We start from the raw sequence: 17,755 nt of genomic DNA, 5'->3' as shown, positions 1-17,755 counted from the left end.
ACAGTAGACCATTCGGCGGTACCTCATGCGTCAGTACGCCAGTCTACGGCCCGTTGCACGGGAAAGCCACTAAAAAAAACCGCTCGGTTGGTATGGTTTTAGGTGTCCGGTTCGGCTACAAATGAGAGCGGGGGAGTACTGGGGTACTGGGGTAGGACATTCTAGGAGGACCGTCATGGTCGGCACCATCCTTCAGGAATCTGCGCGCGAAATACCGGAAACCAAGATCATCGGGGGGCCCGCGGCGCGGGCGGTCGACTTCCAGCAGACGATCCCGCGGAGCCTCGTGCACCGCGCGGCCGTCTCGGAGGTCTTCGTCACCGATCTGAACATCCTCGGCGAAGGCCGGTTCGAGGTCGGCGCGCAGTGGCCGCGCCGGCACAGCTTCTTCGGCCCGCGGACGCCGGTGTTCCACGATCCGATGCTGTACGCCGAAACGATCCGCCAGGCGGCGCTGCTGATCGCGCACCGGGCATACGGCGTTCCGCTGAGTCACAGTTTTCTTTCGGACCACAAGGAGTACTCGGTCGAGGAGACCGGGCTGGCCACCCTGGGCCGTCCGGTGGACGTCGTGCTGCGGGTGAGCGCGCACGAGGTCGAGTACCGCGGCAAGAACGTCGGCGGCATGCGGCTGGACTTCGAGTGCTTCCGCGACGGCCGCCGGATCGGCACCGCGTCGGAGCGGTGGCGCTGCGTGTCCTCGGCGGTCTACCGCCGGGTGCGGGGCGACCACTTCGCGGCGACGCCGTTCCAGGCCGCGGTCCTGGCCCCGGTCGCCCCGGCGTCGGTCGGCCGCGACCGGGCGGAGGACGTCCTGGTGGCGGCGACGCCGACGGACGGCACGTGGGCCCTGCGCTTCGACCCGGACCACGCGGTGCTGTTCGACCACCCGGCCGACCACGTGCCGGGCATGGTGCTCATCGAAGGCGCGCGGCAGGCGGCCCTGCTGGCGATCGGCGACCCGTACGCGCTCCCGGCGCGGGCGGACTTCCGGTTCGACACGTACGTGGAGTTCGACTCCGAGTGCCTGCTGGTGGTCGAGGCGGACGAGCCGGGGCCGGACCGCACGCGGACGGTCCGGGTGGAGGTCCGCCAGAAGGGCGCGACGGCCGCGAGCGGCACGCTGGGGATGCGCTTGTCGTGACGGCCGCCGAGCCGGACATCCTGATCGCCGGCGCGACGGGCTTCGTCGGCACGGCGGTGCTGCGCGAGCTGGTCGGGCGCGGGATGGGCCCCCGGGTCCGAGTCCTCGTCCGGCGGCCAGCGCCGCAGTGGATGACCGACGCGGGCGTGACGCCGTGGACCGGCGACGTCACGGACGCGAGCAGCCTGGCGGGGCTGTGCACGGGGATCAGGACGCTGGTCCACCTGGCTTCCCAGGTGGGCGGCGACCCGGCCGGGTGCACGGCGGTCAACGAGGGAGGAACGGCAAACCTCCTGGCCGAGGCCCGGCGTGCGGGGACGAAGAGCGTGCTGTATTTGAGCACGTGCGCGGTGTATCGGGACGGCGCACATCGTGGTGCGCCGGTACCGGGGGAGAGGGCGCCGGCAGGTCGGAGCGGGCTGGGGGCCGGCTCCGGGTTGACGGCGGATCAGGGGGTATCGGCCGGCGGGGGCTCGCTGGGAGGCGGGTCCGAGCTGGTGGCGAACCAGGGGGCGCCGACCAGTTGGCGCGGTTCGGCAGAAGGGGTTCTGCTGGGCGGCGGGTCGGCGGGCGAGTGCACGGAGATCGGGCACGGGTTGGTGGCGGAGCAGGGGCCGCCGACCAGCCGGAACGGCCCGGAAAGCGGGGGTTTGCGTGGGCGGGGGTCGCTGACCGGAGGGGACGGGTCAGCGGGTTCGCCGGGAGCCGGATCCGGGCTGATGACGGATCCGGCGCCGCTGACCAGCAGCGGGCCGGCGGGGGAGTGCCCGGGGGCCGAGTCCGGGGCGGCGGCGGATCTGGGGCCGTCAGCCACCCGGACCGGCCCGGCGGGCGAGCACCCGAACGCCGAGCCGGTCACCGACCGGGCCTCACCGCCTGGCCGGACCGGCCTGGCGCGCGAGCACCTCCGCGCCGGGTCCGGGCTGGTCACGGGCCCAGCCGCACCGCCCGGCCGCAGCGGCTCTGGGGGCGGCTATCCGCATCCCGGACCGGTGATGGACCCGGCCTCACCGCCCGGCCGGACCGGCCTGGCGAGCGGCGATCCGCATCCCGAGCGAGAGCCGGTCACCGATCCGGCTTCACCGCCCGGTCGCAGCGGCTACCCGCATCCCGAGCTGGTCACCGATCCGGCCTCACCACCCGCCCGCAGCGGCCCGGAGGGGGACTATCCATACCCCGCCCCGGCCGCGCCGACCGGCCGCCTGCATCCCGGACTGGTGATGGACCCGGCTTCACCGCCAGGCCGGACCGGCCTGGCGGCCGGCGATCCGCACCCCGAGCCTGAGCCGGTCACCGATCCGGCTTCACCGACCGGCCTGGCGGCCGGCGATCCGCACCCCGAGCCTGAGCCGGTCACCGATCCGCACTCCGGGCCCGAACTCGTCCTCGACCCGGCCTCCCCGACCAGCCGCAGCAGGCTGGCCGGCGAGCGCCTGGTCCTGGCCGCCGGTGGCACCGTCCTCCGGCCGCACCTGGTCCACGGCCCCGGCGACCGGCACGTGGTCCCGGCGCTGGTCCGCTGGATCCAAGCCGTCCCGGCCTGGGCCGAAGGCGGCACCGCCCGCACGTCGCTCGTCGCGGTGGCCGACCTGGCGGCCGCGATCGCCGTGCTGGCCCTCGATCCCGGCCTGAGCCGGCCGGGTGAGGTCTTCCACGTCGCCGACCCCCGGCCGGTTCGGATCCGTGGCCTGGTCACCGCCGTCTGCGCACTGCTCGACCTGCCGCTACCGGCCACCGACCTGCCGCTGGCCGAGCACCGGGCCCGCACGCGGGCGGCCCTCCCGTCGCTCACCGACCACCAGTACTCCCTGCTCACGCGGGATCACTGGTACGAAAGCAGCCGCATCTGGGAACTGACCGGCGTCACGCCGAGGCCCCGCCTCGCCGAGGCCGCCGACTGGTACCGCGCGTCACTCGGACGCTGAACGCATCCTCGGATCGTGCGTCGGGTCGGGATACATCGGCGGGCACCCGTGCTCCACGGCCGAGGGACGCAGCTCGAAGTGCCAGGGCTCGTTGCGGTAGATCTGGCAGAGCCCGTACCGGGCGCCGTGCGCGGAGAGCCACGCCCGGGCGGCCGCGGGCCCGACGTCGACCGCGTCCCCCGAAACGTGCGCGGACGTGTCGGGAGTGGCCACCCACCGGGCGGCCTCCTGCGCCGATCCGTACTTCACCACCGCCGCCGCGAACAGCTCGGCCTGGTACTCGCGCGAACGCCAGCCACCGTTGACGACGAACTCGATCCCGGCGTCCGTGGCAGCCCGGCGCAGGGCATCGAGCAGCGCGGGATCGAGGTTGGCCACGGCCGGCGTGTCGTCGTCGAACACTCTCACCGGGTAGGGGACGGCACCGGCCGATCGCTGGGAGGACATGTCCCGCAGTCAAGGCAACGCGGTGTTGCCGGCCCGTATCCCGGTTTCGATATGCCCGCGATAACGCCCGGCTCGTAGCATCGGAACCGTGCGTGTGCTGATCGTCGAGGACGAGCCCTACCTGGCGGAAGCCGTCCGCGACGGCCTGCGCCTGGAAGCGATCGCCGCCGACATCGCCGGGGACGGGCACACCGCCCTCGAACTGCTGGACGTCAACGCCTACGACATCGCCGTCCTCGACCGCGACATCCCCGGCCCGTCCGGTGACGAGGTCGCCGCCCGCATCGTCGCCGCCGGCAGCGGCATGCCGATCCTCATGCTCACCGCCGCGGACCGGATCGACGACAAGGCGTCCGGCTTCGAGCTCGGCGCCGACGACTACCTCACGAAGCCTTTTGAACTCCGGGAACTCGTGCTCCGGCTCCGGGCGCTCGACCGCCGGCGCGCCCACAACCGGCCGCCCGTCCGGGAAATCGCGGGCCTGCGCCTGGATCCGTTCCGCCGCGAGGTCTTCCGCGACGGCCGGTACGTCGCGCTCACCCGGAAGCAGTTCGCCGTGCTCGAAGTCCTCGTCGCGGCCGAAGGCGGGGTCGTCAGCGCCGAAGAGCTCCTGGAGCGGGCGTGGGACGAGAACGCCGACCCGTTCACCAACGCCGTGCGCATCACGGTTTCGGCCCTGCGCAAGCGACTCGGGGAACCCTGGGTCATCGCCACCGTGGCCGGCGTCGGCTATCGCATCGGCACCTGACGTGGGAGACGAGACCGTGGACCGGAAGCCGGGGCTGAGCGTCCGCCTCAAGCTCACCCTCAGCTACGCCGGGTTCCTCATGCTCGCCGGTGCCCTGGTGCTGATGACCGTGTGGGTGGTCCTGCGCAGTCACCTGCCCGAAATCGCGGTCATGCCCGGGGGAGTGCTGAACCGCGCCACCCTGATGAGCACCTTCACGTCGGCCGCCGGCGTGGCCGCGGTCTTCCTGCTGGTGTTCGGGCTCCTGGGCGGGTGGATCCTCGCCGGGCGCATGCTCGCCCCGCTGACCCGCATCACCGACGCCGCCCGCATGGCCACCGGCGGATCGCTGTCCCACCGGATCCTCCTGGACGGCCGCCGGGACGAGTTCCGCGAGCTCGCCGACGCCTTCGACGCGATGCTCACCCGGCTCGAAGCCCAAGTCGCCGAGCAGCGGCGCTTCGCCGCCAACGCGTCCCACGAACTGCGCACCCCGCTGGCGATCTCGCAGGCCCTGCTCGAGGTCGCCCGCACCGATCCGGCGCAGGTGCCCGGCGAGCTCGTCGAGCGCCTGCACGCCGTCAACACCCGGGCGATCGACCTCACCGAAGCGCTGCTCCTGCTCAGCCAGGCCGACCGGCGCTCCTTCACCCGGGAACGCGTCGACCTGTCCCTCCTTGCGGAAGAGGCCACGGAAACCCTGCTCCCCCTCGCGGAAAAACACGGCCTCACCCTCGAGACCTCCGGCGAGGTCACCCCTGCCCACGGCTCGCCCGCGCTCCTGCTGCAGCTGGCCACGAACCTCGTGCACAACGCGATCGTCCACAACCGGCCCGGCCGGGGCACGGTGTGGGTGACGACCGAGGTGCGGCCCAAGACCGTCGTGCTGACCGTCGAGAACACCGGCGAGACGCTCGCCCCGCGGCTGGTTTCCACGCTCGTCGAACCGTTCCGGCGCGGCAGTGAGCGCATTCGCACCGATCACGCGGGAGTCGGCCTCGGCCTGGCGATCGTCAAGAGCATCACGCAGGCGCACGACGGCACGCTCACCCTCGAACCGCGCCCCGGCGGCGGGCTCCGCATCACGGTGTCACTACCACGGTGGTGGCTCCGGTGACTCCCGGCGCCCGGCGATCACGGTGAGCACGTGCCGGGCCAGCACGACGTCCGCGTCGGCCGCGCCGGTCGCCCGCGCGCGGGCCGACATCGCCGCGATCCGCCCGGGATCGGTGAGCACGGGGACCAGGGTGGTCTCGATCCAGGCCGGGTCGAGGGCGGCGTCACCGACGAGCAGACCCCCGCCGGCCGCGACGACCGGTTCGGCGTTCAGCCGCTGCTCACCGCCGCGATCCGGCAACGGGACGTACGCGGCGGGCAGGCCGACGGCGGCCAGTTCGGCGCACGTCATCGCCCCCGAGCGGCAGAGCGCGAAGTCGGCCGCGGCGTAGGCGTACCGCATCTGTTCGACGTAGGGGGTGACGACGTAGGGCGGGTCGCCGGCCGGCACGTCGACCGCGTGCCGCGCCCCGGTGATGTGCAGGACCTGCACGCCGGCCGCCCGCAACGCCGTGGCCGCGCCGGACACCGCGGCGTTGATCGCCCGCGCGCCCTGTGAACCGCCGGTGACCAGCAGGACCGGCCCGTCGGGGCGCAGGCCGAACCGCTGCCGGGCCGCGTCGCGCAGCGCGGGCCGGTCGAGCCCGGCGATCGCCGGCCGCAGCGGGATCCCGATGGCGGTGGCGTGCGCCAGCCGGATCCCCGGCGCGGCGGCGAACACGTGTGGCGTCATCCGGGCCGCCAGCCGGTTGGCGACGCCGGGCCGGGCGTTCGCCTCGTGGACGACGATCGGCAGGCCCTGCTCGCGCGCGGCGAGGTAGGCCGGCAGGGAAACGTAGCCGCCGAAGCCCACCACGACCTCGGCCCGCACGCGGCGGAGCACCGAACCGGCCGCCCGCACCGAGTCGCGCAGCCGGCCGGGTGTGCGCAGCAGGGCCAGGCCCGGCCGGCGCGGCAGCGGCGCCGGCGGGATGAGTTCGAGCGGGTAGCCGCGGGCCGGGATGAGCGTGGTGTCCAGGCCGCGGACGGTGCCGAGGGCGGTGATCTCGGCCGCGGGCACCAGCCGGCGCACCGCGTCGGCGAAGTTCATCGCGGGCTCGATGTGTCCGGCCGAATGGCCACCGGCGACGACGACGCGCGGTGCTGCCACGGCTCAGATCTCCTTGCGATAGGTGTGCGAGGTCGACTTCCGCCGGTATCCGACGCCCTCGTAGAACGGGTGGGATTCGGCGCGCACGACGTTCGAGCGAACCACGATCGTGCGCAGGCCCTGCCGGACCGCCCACCGTTCGGCGGCTTCGACCAGCGCGCGCCCGACGCCCGACCGGCGGGCCGTCGCGTCGACGACCAGGCCGGTGATCTCGAGGGTTTCTTCCTGGTGCGGGAGCGCCGGGCGCCGCTCGACGCTGACGTAGCCGTCGAGGCGGGAGCCGTCGCCCGGCGTCGCGACCAGCACCCGCTGCGTGTCCGAACGCAGGATGACCGCCAGCCGCCGGGTCACCGCGGCGAGTTCGCTCGGGTACCCGAGTTCGGCCAGCAGCCCGGTGATCCGCGGGGCGTCGGCGGCACGCAGCGGGCGGATCTCCCGGTTATCCGACGGGGAAGTCAAAGTACGTCTCCGGGAACGGCTCGTCCCGCAGCGTGTAGTGCCACCACTCGCGGTCGTACCGCCGGAAACCGCAGGCCTCCATGAGGGAACAGAGGTGGTGCCGGTTCCCCGCTTCGGCCGCCGTGATCCCCGGTGCGCCGTGGTGCGAGATCGCGTCCATCAGGTCGTGGTCACCGCCCATGGCCGCGAGCTCACCGGTGGCCAGGTGGTAGAGCGTCAGGTCGACGGTGCTGCCCCGGCTGTGCCCGGACTTCGCGGCCACGTAACCCTTTTCGAACATCTGCGCCCGGTCGATGTTCGGGTAGTGCCGCGGCTTCGTCCGCCCGTCTTCGGGCCGCCGCGACCAGCGCAGGAAGCAGTCCACGGCGCGTTGCGGCCGGTAGCCGTCCCACAGGAGGAGGCCGAAACCGAGGGACTCGGCCTTCTCCTGCGCCCGTTCCAGTGCCACGCACAGGGCCCGCGTGCCGACGACCCGGTTCGCCAGGTAGCCGTCCACCGGCTTGCCGGTGAAGTTGTCCCAGGTGGCGTACTTGGCGTCCCAGCGGATGCCGGGCGCGAACTCGTCCACGAAGACGAAGTCGTCCTTCACTGGGATTTCCCCGTCAACGCCAGCGAAACCAACCGGTCGAGCACTTCGCCGAGCGGCAACCCCGCGGCCGCCATCATCCGCGGATAGCGGCTGTAGGAGGTCAGGCCGGGCAAGGTGTTGACCTCGTTGAGGACCACCGTCCCGTCTTCCTTGAGGAACAGGTCCACTCGCGCCAGCCCGCGGCAGCCCAGGGCGCGGTAGACGGCCTTCGCCGTTTCCTGGACGAGCGCGCGCGACTCCGCCGGGATGTCCGCGGGAACGACGAACGTCGAGTTCTCGGAACCGCTTTCGGGGTTGCTTTCCTGGTGGATCTTGAAGAATCCGTGGGAGAGCGCGACCCGGTCCAGTTCGCCGGTGATCAGGTCCTCGTCGTTCCCCAGGACGGAACACCCGATCTCGCTGCCGGCGACCGCCTGTTCGATCAGCACCTTGTGGTCGTACTGCCGCGCGGCTTCCACCGCGCCCGGCAGTTCTTCCGCGCGGGACACCTTGCTGACGCCGAAGGACGACCCCGAGCGGGCCGGCTTGACGAAGACGGGGTAGGTGAGCTCGCCGGGATCGACGGTCTCGTCCGCGGTGACGGCCCGGAACTCCGGCGTCGCGATCCCCGCGTTCCCGGTGACGAGGTAGGTGAGGGACTTGTCCATGCACAGAGCGGAACTCGGGACGTCACAGCCGGCGTAGGGAACGCCGGCCAGTTCGGCTAAACCCTGCATCGCGCCGTCCTCGCCGAGCCGGCCGTGCAGGAGGGGCAGCACGACGTCCAGCCTGATCGTTGCGTACCGGCCCTCTTCCAGGACGAGCAGCCCGTGGACGGTGCGATCCGGCGACAGCATGACCGGACGGCTGTTCTCCCAGCCCTCGCCGGGGCCGTCGCAGAGCTTCCACTCGCCGTTCTTCGTGATCCCGATCCAGAACGGCTCGTACTTTTCCGTGTCGAGGTGCTTCGCGACCTCTCGCGCGGATTTGACGGAGACGGGGTGTTCTTCGGTGGATCCCCCGAAGATGATTCCGACCTTCAACCTATCCATGCCGCTTCCCGCTTTCAAAGGTCAGGCAGTTGACGAGACTGTTTTCGACGGTGTCGCTCAAGGCGTGGTCCGTGTAGTAGGCGGTGTGCGGGCTGATCAGCACGTTCGGCATGCCTTGCAGCCGCAGCAGCGACTCGCTCCCGAGGGGCTGGTCCCGGCAGTCGGCGTAGAAGATGCCTTCTTCGCCTTCGAGGACGTCCAGCGCCGCGCCGCCCAGCTTTCCGCTTTCCAGCGCGGGAATCAGGGCCTCGGTGTCGAGCAGGGAACCGCGTCCGGTGTTGACGACGACCGCGCCGCGGCGCATCTGCCCGATCCGGCGGCGGTCCAGGAGGTGGTGGGTGTCCGCGGTGAGCGGCGTGTGCAGCGTCACGATGTCGCTCTGCATCAGCAGATCATCGAGCGCGACGTAGTCGGCGGAGGTCTGCGGACGGCTGTCGTAGGCCAGCGTCTGGCAGCCGAAACCTCGCAGCCGGTCGATGACCGCGGCGCCGATGCGTCCCGTGCCGACCACCCCGACGGTCAGGTCGCGCAGTTCTTTCCCACGCACCTCGCTCAGCCGGTAGTCGTGCACTTCCGCGCGCCGGAGGACGGATTTCGCGTTCCGCACCATCATCAGCATCAACATGAGCGTGTAGTCGGCGACGCTGTCGGGGGAGTAGGCGACATTGCCCACGGAAATGCCGACGCGCTCCGCGTAGCCCACGTCGATGTGGTTGAACCCGACGCTCCTCGTGGAGATGTATTCCACGCCGGCTTTGCTCAGGGCGAGCAGAGTGGACTCGGCGAGCCGGGTCTTGTGCCCGACGCTGACGCACCGGTTGCCGAGCGCGAGTTCGCTGGTGGCCTCGGAAGCGGCGGCATCGGTGATGGTCGGAAGGACGCCGAAGCGCGGCGCCATCTCCCGGAACAGGACGGCCTCGTCCGGCTCGCACCCGTAGATCGTGATCCCCATCGCCGGCGGGGATGGCGCCGGCGATCGGACCGCGGTACGTGCTGGTTCGCCGTAGGTCATGCCGGCCAGTCAAACCAGCCCGCTGTTGCCGTCCCGTATGCGGATTCCGATAGGCCGGCAATATGTTACCGGCCGGTAATGTCAGTCCGTGCGACGAACCCGCTCACGCCGCCGGCCAGTGACCGGCGGCGTGCGCGGGCTCAGGCCGGGGGTGCCGGCGCCAGCATCGCCAGGATCGGCTCCACCATCGCCGCGCCGAGGGCGTTGGCGTACGCCTCCGCCGTGGCCTCGGTCCAGCGCCCGCTTTCCGCCAGTTCCCGGGACGCCGCCTCGCGGCCCAGCCGGCGCGTGTCGAAGCGGATCGTGCCCACCACCGCCCCCGAGGAATCGGCCAGGGGCGCCGAGCGCAGCGCGTGCGGGGCGTCGCCCAGCGCGTCCGGTACCTCCGCCGACAGCGCCGGCAGGGTGGCGCCGTCCGTGCTCACGGAGCACGACAGACCCGTCGGCCGGTCCTCCGCCGTCGCGTCCAGGTGGACGATCTGGTCGAAGTAGTGGTGGAAGCGGGTGTTGGCCCGGCCGCGCCGGTCCCACATCGACGTGCCCGCCGCCGAGCCGCGGCCCGTCGCCGTGACGTCGAGCCGGAGGTCGGCGCCCGCTTCGAGGGGGTTGCCCGGTGTCAGCGCGATGTCGAACACCGTGAGCGCGAGGACGTCGCCGCCGAGCAGCAGCGACGTCCGCCAGCCGACCGCGACGACCGACGACAGCCACTGGCCGGACGCCGACAGCAGCCCGTCGAACAGGCTCGCCACCACCGCCGCGGTCTCCGTGCCCGCACCGGCGAGTTCGTGGTACAGCCGGTCGATGCGGTCGTGGAGCCGGCCCGGCGGCGCCGGCGCGCCGAACGAGGGCGTCGTGGCCAGTGCCCTCGTCAGCGCCTCGTGGAAGATGCCGGGACCGAACCGGTCGACCCGGTCGACGATCCAGGCCGGCCACCCGGCGTGGTCCGGCCCGCCCGACCGCAGCAGCCCCTCCATGACGGACACCACCGTGGTCGCCGCCGGACCGGCCTCGTCGAGGATCGGGTACTCCGGGGAGACGAGGTAGAACCGCTCACCGTCCCCGGCCCAGAACTCCTGCCGCGCGCCCGATCCGGGGACGAGCCGCAGGTCGTACAGGTGGGTGTCCTCGTGGGTCACGGGGTCGATCCCCGCCACCCGCACCGGGGCCGGGGCGTGCCCCGGGGCCCGCGACAGCACCAGAGCTCCGGGCGCCAGGGCCCCGACGCCGCCCTCCCCGAACGTCGGGACGTCCGCCGCCAGGGCCACCGGGTCCACGGCCAGCACGGCCGGCGGTGGCGCCTGCGGGTGCTCCGGCGCGGCGTTCAAGAACGGGTGGGTCCCGGTGAACACCGGCCCGCCGCCGGCCGGCCGGTACAGCGGACGCCCGCCGCGCAGCGGCTGCGCGACGTACGCCACGGTGGCCTTTCCGTCGCGGGTCAGCACGACGTCACCCCGCTTGACCGTCCGCAGCGGGACGGGGTGGCCGTCCTCGCCGAGGACGTGGGTGTCGCCGGTGAAGCACGACCCGCCCGGCGCCCGGCGGTAGCGCGTCCCGGGCTGGCTGCTCGCGGTGAACTCGTAGGAGTTGCCGTTGGGGATCGAGGCGAGGCCACCTCCGTACGTCGCCACGTACGTCGTCTCGGAGACCGGGCGCGCACACGCGTCCCGGACGTCGGTGACGTCGACCTCCCGCTTGTCCCGCAGCTCCTCGGCGTAGGAGCGCCAGTTCTGCTCGTTCACCACGGCCGGCACCGGCAGCCCGGCGTCGCCCAGCTCGCGGATCAGCACGTCCACCTCGGCGTCCGTGGCGCCGAGGACCAGGTACTTCGCGTACTGGTTGAACAGTTCCCAGTCCGGGCTGGTCCACATCCCGGCCTGGTACCACAGCTGGCGGTTGAGCACGTTGTTCAGCAGCGACTCGTGGAACCGGGCCTTGGCGACGTCCCGGTTCACCTTGTGCAGCAGGTCGACGAGCGGGCCGTAGGTGGCCCCGAGGACCGTCGCGTACGCGCGTGCCGACCGGGCACGCAGCTGCGCGTTGAACGCCGCGACGGCGCCGCGGATCTCGTCCGCCAGCATCTGCCCGCGGATGTTGCTGCCCAGCTCCGCGATGGCCTGGCACAGGACCGCCACGGAGAAGTCGCGCCACCACGAGTCGGCGAGGCCGGTCGCGTTCGCCGCCGCCAGCAGCGGGTCGGCTCGCCAGCCGGGGTAGAACACGCTCCGGAACGCCGGGCCGGTGCCGAAGAGCTGCGAATAGGTGCCGGGCAGGGCGCTCTGCGTCTTGTTGACGTAGAGCGCGTGCAGGCGCCGCCCGGCGCTGTAGTCGGGCATGAGGTTGACGATGGCTTCGATGGCCGGGTCGGGCGTACCCGCCAAGGTGATGGCGGGCCGCGACAGGGTGATGATCACGGGCCTCTCCGTCACGCGTTGGCGAAGCCCTTGGCCACCATCGGGCCCTTGACGAAGTCGCTGATCGGGTCCGGCGGCGGCGGGGGCGGGTCGATCCAGTTCCAGATGAACTGGATCAGCACGATGACGATGCCGATGGCCGCCACGGCGAGGCCGACCGGCCCCGCCCACGCGACACTCATCAGCTCCAGGCCGATCAGGGCGACGGTCGCCAGCGCGACGAAGGTGTTCAGCGCCTCGAACACGATGTTGCGCACGTCGCCCGACTTGATGGCGTCGTACAGCGTGATCGCCGCGAGCACCAGGCCGCAGACGGCCATCGCGGGCCCGATCCGCCGGGCCATGAACTCCGCGGCGTTCTCGCCGAAGACGCTCACGAACGCTCGCCCGACCGGGCCCCTCGGAACGACCTTGCCGCCTTCGGCGAACCAGGTCGCGATGTCACCGGCGAAGGCGCGGAACGCACTGCCCCGGCCGCCGGCCGCGAAGTTCTCCAAGAAGCGGCCCACCCCCAGCGACATCATCTTCTGGACGCCCTGCACCAGCATCGCCAGGGCGAGGATGCCCAGGTTCACCTCTGCGGTGACCGTCTTGGGAGTCTGCGGGTCCTTGCTGTCCTGGACGATGGAGTAGATGAGGAAACCGGCCGAAGCGCCGTAGAAGAGGGTGCTCAGCAGGCCTTTGACCTTCCCGCTCCGCGTGAGCTGGTTCCACGCCTCGTATTGGCTCCCGCCGAGCTGCCGGCCGATCAGGCGCTGCGCCTCGGGGTTCCCGGCGAGCTGCTGCAGCGACTGCCGCTGGTAGTTGGAGAGGGCCGCCGCGATGCCGTCCACCAGCATCACGATCGAGTCGGTGGTGGTGATCAGGGTCTTCAGCAGCTCCTGGTTCTCCGCGGCCGCCTGCTGCTGGAGCTTGTCCATGACGCTCGGGTCGACCTTGCCGGCGATGGCGTTCTCGATCAGGGCCTGGAGGAACGGCTTGAGGTCGTCCGACCACTGGGACTTCGAGTAGTTCACCCCGAGCAGCGCCGCGTAGGCGATGGTCGTCATGCGCTGGCCGTAGTCCTTCTCCGGCGCGAGCACCTGCAGCTTGACGTACCACTCGTACATGCGGGTCTTGACGTTGTCGAACTGCTTGCTGGCGACCTGGATCTGCCAGGTGAGCAGGTTGGCGTCGTCGGTCAGCCACTTGAAGTAGTCCTCCGCCCACTTCAGGCGGTCGCCGTCGAGGTACGGCCGCATCGCCGCGACGCCGTCGCGGTAGCCCTCCAGGTACAGGGCGCTGCTCGCCTCCTGGTAGCGCACGCCCTCGGTCTCGCTCTTGCCCATGTCCGTCCAGACCGTCTTCATGGTCTCGGGCCGGATCTTGCCGATCAGGTCCTTGTACTGCTCCCAGGTGCCGAGGTTGTCGTAGAGCATCTGGCCGGTGCCGAGGACCGCGTTGTCGGAGAAGAACTGCTTCGAGTTGCCGAACACCTTCTTCACGCCGTCCGGGAGGGTGTACCGGTGCCCGTAGATGCCGTTGACCCACTTGTCGTCCAGCCCGTTGACGAGGCACTTGTTGAAGTAGCCGCCGCAGGTGGTCTGGGCGTAGTCGACGGTGATCCGGTTGCCCTTGTCGTCGGTGACGATCTCGATCGAGGAGATGTTGTCCAGGTCCTGCAAGGACAGCGTGGCGGGTGCGGGATCCACGGCGGTGGCCGCGCGGGCCCGCGCCGGCAGCACGACGGTGAGGGAGCTGCCGCGCCAGTCGTAGTCGCTGCCGTCGTCGTCGGTGAACGTCCCGGCGAAGGTGCGGCTCGCGGAGGCGAGCACGATGACGAACGCGTTCTGGCGGAACGGGGCCACGAGCTGCGGGACCATCTCCAGCGTGGTTTCGCCCTTCGTGCGGTCGACCTTGGTCACGCGGGTGCGGTCGCTGACGTCTTCGGTGCCCAGCAGGTAGGTGACCTTCAGGTCGTGGCCGGCCCACGCGGTTCTGATGGTGAGGTCCTCCGCCGGCCGGAACGGGGCGTACGGATCCTCCTTCAGGTGCCGTTCGGTGTGGTAGACCTGCTCGATCGCCGCGCCGCGCACGGCCTGGGGTGTGCCGCCGCCGGTGGACATCGTGCCGACGAACGCGGACCCGCATTCGGTCAGGTTGAGCCGGGCCAGGAACGTGGGGTCGCCGTCCTTGCCCCGCAGCAGCAGCGCGTGGTTCGCGCCGTGGTACTCGACGGCGTGGACGGGGTCGTCGTCGTGCGCGACCAGGTCGTCCCGCACGAAGAGCCGCCCGTGCGGCCGCCAGGTGGTGCCGTCGTGGACTTCGATGTCGTACCCGCGGCCGTGTGCGGCGCGGCAGTCGGTGAGGGCGAACGGAACGGGCCGGGTCAGGAGCATGGCTGGTCACCTTTGCGGTCGTCGTCGGAACCGGGCTTTCCGCCAATCTAGAAAAGCGCAGTGCCGGAAAACTGACCGGACTCTGCCCGCCGGGCGGGTGGCTGACAGTATTTGTGCCCCGCGATTGCGCCTGCGGCCGTGTGAGTGATCGACGGCCACCCGTTCAGGCAGAGTTCCTTGCCTGCCATTGCTTCCGATGGGGTCGTGGGTAATCTCGAGCACGACCGGAAAACGTCCAGCGACGCAGGTGGAAAACGTACATGGGGGAAATCGAGTTCCATTTCTTCGTGCTGGGGCCCGTTCGCGTTCGGCGATCCGGAACCGACGTGACGCTGGGTTCTCCCCAGCAGCGGGCCATTCTGGCGTTGCTGATGGCGAAACTCGGGCACCCCGTTTCCATGGCCAAGATCGTCGAGGTGATCTGGTGCGCGGACCCGCCGCCCAGCGCGGCCAACGTGATCCACCGGCACATCGGCGCGATCCGGCGGCTGCTCGAGCCCCTGCTGCCCGAGCGGGCCGCGGGGCGGTGGCTGTCCCGCAGTGCCAACGGGTACCAGCTGGACGCGCGGGCCGAGGCCGTCGACCTGCACCGGTTCCGGGACCTGGTGTGCCACGCGAGATCCGCCGGCGCGGCGGGGCGCTGGTCGCAGGCGGGGGAGCGCTACCGCGAGGCGCTGGCGTTGTGGACCGGGCCGGTCGCGACCGGGTGCCCCCGGCACGTCACCGAACACGCCGTGTTCGTCGCGGTGGAGATGGAGTACCTGCAGGCGCTCCGCGAAGCCGTCGACGTGCTGGTGGACACGGCGCTGCCCGAAGAGGTCGTGACCGCCTTGCGCGAGGCGAGCGGCCGCTACCCGCTGGACGAGTCCCTGCTGGCCAGGCTCGTGCTGGCGCTGGGTGTCACCGGCCGGCAGGGCGAGGCGTTCACCGCCTACGAGACGGCGCGGCGGTGCCTGGCCGACGAGTTCGGCGTCGGCCCGGGCCCGGAGCTGCGCGCCGCCCACGGCCGGGTGCTGCGCCAGGCCGCCCGCACCTGGGGCCTCGTCGCCGCTCCGGCGGTCGCGCCGGTCCCGATCGTGCGGCCGGCGCAGCTCCCGATGGACGTGCCGTACTTCGCGGGCAGGCGCGGGGAACTGGCCCTCCTCCTGGCGGCCGATGAGCGGCCGGGCGCCCCGGTCCCGCGGGTCCGGACCATCACCGGCGTCGCCGGCGTCGGCAAGACGACGCTCGCGACGCACGCCGCGCACCGGCTCGCGCCGCGGTTCCCCGACGGGCAGCTGTACGCGAACCTGCGCGGCTCCGACCCTTCCGCCGGCGCCGCCGCGACAGCCGTCGTGCTGCACGGGTTCCTGGAAGCGCTCGGCGTGCCGCAGACGCGCGTCCCCGGCACGGTGGACGGCGCCTCCGCGCTGTTGCGCAGCCTGCTCGCGAACCAGCGGGTGCTGGTCGTGCTGGATGACGCCCGCGACGCCGCGCAGGTCCGGTCGCTGCTGCCGGGGTCGCCCGGGTGCCTGACCGTCGTCACCAGCAGGCAGGCCCTCCACGAGCTGGCGGTCGCGGAGGGGACGTGCGCCCTGCCGCTGCGTGCGCTCACCCCGGCCGAGTCCCGGGAGCTGCTGGCCCGGCGGGTCGGCGAGTCCCGGCTCGCGGCCGAAGGCGCCGCCCTCGACGACGTCGTCGAGTTCTGCCAAGGCTTTCCGCTCACGCTGGCGCTCGTGGCCGGGCTCGCCACCCTGCGTTCGCACCTGCCGATGTCGGCGATAGTCGAGCGGCTGCGCGCCACCCGGGGCGCGGCGGAGGTCGTGGTCACGCTCGGGCCGGGCCGCGCGACCCGGTGCGGGCCCGCGGGGCGGTCGCGGCGAGTTGCCCGGCCGTGACGGCGCACCGGGCGCCGGGTCAGCGAAGCCGGGTCGCCAGCCAGCCGGCGACGGTGGTGAGCAGCTCCTCGTCCACGGGGTCGCGAAGCAGCCGGCGGTAGGAGAACACGGATGCCGGCCCGTCGGTGCGGCGGAGGATGTGGGTCAGGCCGGGAGCCCGGTGGGTTTCGGCCCCGCCCGGCACCAGCTGCGCGATCACGTCGAGGTCGCCCGGGTCGACCTGGACGTCCTTGGCGCCGGTCACGGCCAGCACGGGAACCGGGATGCGAGCCAGGTCCGGGCGCGGATCGTAAGCCAGCTGCTCGCGCCACCACCGGGCGTTGATCCGCAGGCCGCCGATGCGGGCGGTGTCGGTGGTGGTGGCGGCCAGCCGGGCCAGCTGCCGGGTGGCGACGCGGCGCAGGAGGGGCAGCAGCGGGCGCGGCAGCGAGTCCGCCAGCCGGGTGCCTTGCCAGCGCAGGGCCTGTTCACCGGGGCGCGCGTAGCCGGCGAGCAGGACCGCGGCGGCGGGCTGGGCGTGGGCGGCCAGCCACATCGCGTGGACAGCGCCTTCGCTGTGCCCGAGCACACCGACGGCGCGGGAGCGGATCTCCGGGTGGCCGCGCAAGGCGTTCAGGGCGGCCTCGCCGTCGGCCCGGTTGTCCAGGAATCCCACGCTGTGCCAGTCGCCCGGGGTGGCGCCGACGCCGCGGCGGTCGTAGCGCAGTGAGGCGATGCCGTGCCGGGCCAGGGTGGCGGCGAGCGGGCGGCCGAGGTCCATCCGCACCCGGCCGGCGTTGGAGTCGCGGTCGACCTTCCCGGAGCCGGGCAGGCAGAGCACGGCCGGGTGCGGGCCGTCGCCGGCGGGCAGCGTGAGCGTGCTCGCGAGGGCGAGGCCGTCGGCGGCCGGGACGGTCAGCCGGAGCTCCCGCACATCGTCTGTGGTCGTGCCGCGTTCCATCGGACGCACCTCCATTGGTATCAGTTTTGATATTAGTATCAGACATGGGAAGGTGGTGTCCATGGCCACGCTCGACTTGCTGCTGCACCCCGTCCGGCTCCGCATCCTGCGGACGTTCCTCGACGGCCACCCGGCCACGACCGCCGAGCTGCGCGAGCGCCTGCCGGACATCCCGCACGCGACGATGTACCGCCACGTCGCGGCGCTCGCGTCGGCGGGCGTGCTCGAGGTGCTCGACGAAAAACGCGTCCGGGGCACGGTCGAACGCAGGTACCGGCTGTCCTGGCAGCACGCGGAGATCGGCCCGGCCGACCGGGCGGCGATGACGGCCGAGGACCACCGCAAGACGTTCACCGCGTTCGTCGGCGGTCTCCTGGCCGACTTCGACCAGTACCTGACCCATGATCCGACAGACCCCACCGCGGACGGTGTGACGTACCAGCAAGCGGCGTTGTGGCTGACCGACGCCGAGATGGCCGAGTTGTCCACGGCGATCCGTGAGGCCGTCACCGCCCGGCTGGGCCGGGACCCCGGCCAGGGCCGCACCCGCCGCATGGTCAGCCTGGTGACCATGCCGGCGGAGTGACCGGTAATTTCGTCGACGATCGA

Annotated in this window: 15 protein-coding genes; 6 read left to right on the top strand and 9 right to left on the bottom strand. The window is 72.0% G+C overall.

From position 1 onward, the window contains the following. Positions 1–175 precede the first annotated feature (175 nt). The gene (locus QQ657_RS35745; protein WP_284746737.1) at positions 176–1,144 is read left to right on the top strand and encodes a ScbA/BarX family gamma-butyrolactone biosynthesis protein; all 969 of its coding nucleotides are present in this window, start codon (positions 176–178) and stop codon (positions 1,142–1,144) included. After that, positions 1,141–3,069, top strand: coding sequence for an NAD-dependent epimerase/dehydratase family protein (locus QQ657_RS35740; protein WP_284746736.1), 1,929 nt, complete (start codon positions 1,141–1,143; stop codon positions 3,067–3,069). The genes QQ657_RS35745 and QQ657_RS35740 overlap by 4 nt, the downstream gene beginning before the upstream one ends. Here the strand turns inward: QQ657_RS35740 and QQ657_RS35735 are convergent. Continuing rightward, the gene (locus QQ657_RS35735) at positions 3,055–3,516 is read right to left on the bottom strand and encodes a M15 family metallopeptidase (protein ID WP_284746735.1); all 462 of its coding nucleotides are present in this window, start codon (positions 3,514–3,516) and stop codon (positions 3,055–3,057) included. The genes QQ657_RS35740 and QQ657_RS35735 overlap by 15 nt on opposite strands. Before the next feature lie 88 nt (positions 3,517–3,604). Between QQ657_RS35735 and QQ657_RS35730 the strand changes: the two genes are divergently transcribed. Both QQ657_RS35730 and QQ657_RS35725 read left to right on the top strand, forming a co-directional pair. After that, the gene (locus tag QQ657_RS35730; protein WP_284746734.1) at positions 3,605–4,264 is read left to right on the top strand and encodes a response regulator transcription factor; all 660 of its coding nucleotides are present in this window, start codon (positions 3,605–3,607) and stop codon (positions 4,262–4,264) included. Between the two features lie 16 nt (positions 4,265–4,280). Next, positions 4,281–5,360 (top strand): sensor histidine kinase, encoded by a 1,080-nt coding sequence (locus QQ657_RS35725; RefSeq protein ID WP_284746733.1) that lies wholly within the window; start codon positions 4,281–4,283, stop codon positions 5,358–5,360. On the opposite strand, the gene QQ657_RS35720 is transcribed toward QQ657_RS35725, so the two are convergent. From QQ657_RS35720 to QQ657_RS35690, 7 genes are all read right to left on the bottom strand, one after another. Beyond that, complete coding sequence (locus QQ657_RS35720; RefSeq protein WP_284746732.1) at positions 5,337–6,449, bottom strand: UDP-N-acetylglucosamine--N-acetylmuramyl-(pentapeptide) pyrophosphoryl-undecaprenol N-acetylglucosamine transferase; 1,113 nt, start codon at positions 6,447–6,449, stop codon at positions 5,337–5,339. The genes QQ657_RS35725 and QQ657_RS35720 overlap by 24 nt on opposite strands. A gap of 3 nt (positions 6,450–6,452) precedes the next feature. Then, positions 6,453–6,908, bottom strand: a complete 456-nt coding sequence (locus QQ657_RS35715; protein WP_284746731.1) for a GNAT family N-acetyltransferase — start codon at positions 6,906–6,908, stop codon at positions 6,453–6,455. Then, positions 6,889–7,497: a D-Ala-D-Ala dipeptidase VanX gene (gene vanX, locus QQ657_RS35710; protein ID WP_284746730.1), complete on the bottom strand. Its 609-nt coding sequence runs from the start codon at positions 7,495–7,497 to the stop codon at positions 6,889–6,891. The genes QQ657_RS35715 and vanX overlap by 20 nt, the downstream gene beginning before the upstream one ends. After that, positions 7,494–8,528 carry a D-alanine--(R)-lactate ligase gene (gene vanA / locus QQ657_RS35705; protein ID WP_284746729.1) on the bottom strand — a complete coding sequence of 345 codons (1,035 nt, stop codon included), beginning with the start codon at positions 8,526–8,528 and terminating at the stop codon, positions 7,494–7,496. Before vanA ends, vanX begins: the two co-directional genes overlap by 4 nt. After that, positions 8,521–9,480, bottom strand: a complete 960-nt coding sequence (gene vanH / locus QQ657_RS35700; RefSeq protein ID WP_284746728.1) for a D-lactate dehydrogenase VanH — start codon at positions 9,478–9,480, stop codon at positions 8,521–8,523. The genes vanA and vanH overlap by 8 nt, the downstream gene beginning before the upstream one ends. A 200-nt stretch (positions 9,481–9,680) precedes the next feature. Then, positions 9,681–11,951 (bottom strand): Hint domain-containing protein, encoded by a 2,271-nt coding sequence (locus QQ657_RS35695; protein WP_284746727.1) that lies wholly within the window; start codon positions 11,949–11,951, stop codon positions 9,681–9,683. Positions 11,952–11,962: 11 nt separating this feature from the next. Continuing rightward, positions 11,963–14,329 carry a phage tail family protein gene (locus QQ657_RS35690; protein WP_284746726.1) on the bottom strand — a complete coding sequence of 789 codons (2,367 nt, stop codon included), beginning with the start codon at positions 14,327–14,329 and terminating at the stop codon, positions 11,963–11,965. A gap of 326 nt (positions 14,330–14,655) precedes the next feature. Here QQ657_RS35690 and QQ657_RS35685 point away from each other — a divergent pair, with 326 nt between their 5' ends. Next, positions 14,656–16,206 (top strand): AfsR/SARP family transcriptional regulator, encoded by a 1,551-nt coding sequence (locus QQ657_RS35685; RefSeq protein ID WP_284746725.1) that lies wholly within the window; start codon positions 14,656–14,658, stop codon positions 16,204–16,206. A 19-nt stretch (positions 16,207–16,225) separates the two neighbouring features. Here QQ657_RS35685 and QQ657_RS35680 read toward each other — a convergent pair whose 3' ends face one another. After that, positions 16,226–17,146 carry an alpha/beta hydrolase family protein gene (locus tag QQ657_RS35680; protein WP_284746724.1) on the bottom strand — a complete coding sequence of 307 codons (921 nt, stop codon included), beginning with the start codon at positions 17,144–17,146 and terminating at the stop codon, positions 16,226–16,228. Between the two features lie 61 nt (positions 17,147–17,207). Here QQ657_RS35680 and QQ657_RS35675 point away from each other — a divergent pair, with 61 nt between their 5' ends. Continuing rightward, a complete protein-coding gene (locus QQ657_RS35675; RefSeq protein WP_284746723.1) occupies positions 17,208–17,732 on the top strand; it encodes a helix-turn-helix domain-containing protein in 525 nt (174 codons plus the stop codon). Positions 17,733–17,755: the final 23 nt, after the last annotated feature.

This window comes from Amycolatopsis ponsaeliensis (assembly GCF_030182635.1).
Lineage (GTDB): Bacteria > Actinomycetota > Actinomycetes > Mycobacteriales > Pseudonocardiaceae > Amycolatopsis > Amycolatopsis ponsaeliensis.
Note: the sequence above shows the minus strand (reverse complement) of the source record. Positions and strands in the feature narration are given on the sequence as shown.

What these genes read in the sequence shown, in the direction of transcription:
- QQ657_RS35690 (WP_284746726.1), bottom strand. Translation starts at nt 14,329, where the DNA reads ATGCTCCTGACCCGGCCCGTTCCGTTCGCCCTCACCGACTGCCGCGCC.
- QQ657_RS35675 (WP_284746723.1), top strand. Translation starts at nt 17,208, where the DNA reads ATGGCCACGCTCGACTTGCTGCTGCACCCCGTCCGGCTCCGCATCCTG.
- QQ657_RS35745 (WP_284746737.1), top strand. Translation starts at nt 176, where the DNA reads ATGGTCGGCACCATCCTTCAGGAATCTGCGCGCGAAATACCGGAAACC.
- vanA (WP_284746729.1), bottom strand. Translation starts at nt 8,528, where the DNA reads ATGGATAGGTTGAAGGTCGGAATCATCTTCGGGGGATCCACCGAAGAA.
- QQ657_RS35735 (WP_284746735.1), bottom strand. Translation starts at nt 3,516, where the DNA reads ATGTCCTCCCAGCGATCGGCCGGTGCCGTCCCCTACCCGGTGAGAGTG.
- QQ657_RS35680 (WP_284746724.1), bottom strand. Translation starts at nt 17,146, where the DNA reads ATGGAACGCGGCACGACCACAGACGATGTGCGGGAGCTCCGGCTGACC.
- vanH (WP_284746728.1), bottom strand. Translation starts at nt 9,480, where the DNA reads ATGGGGATCACGATCTACGGGTGCGAGCCGGACGAGGCCGTCCTGTTC.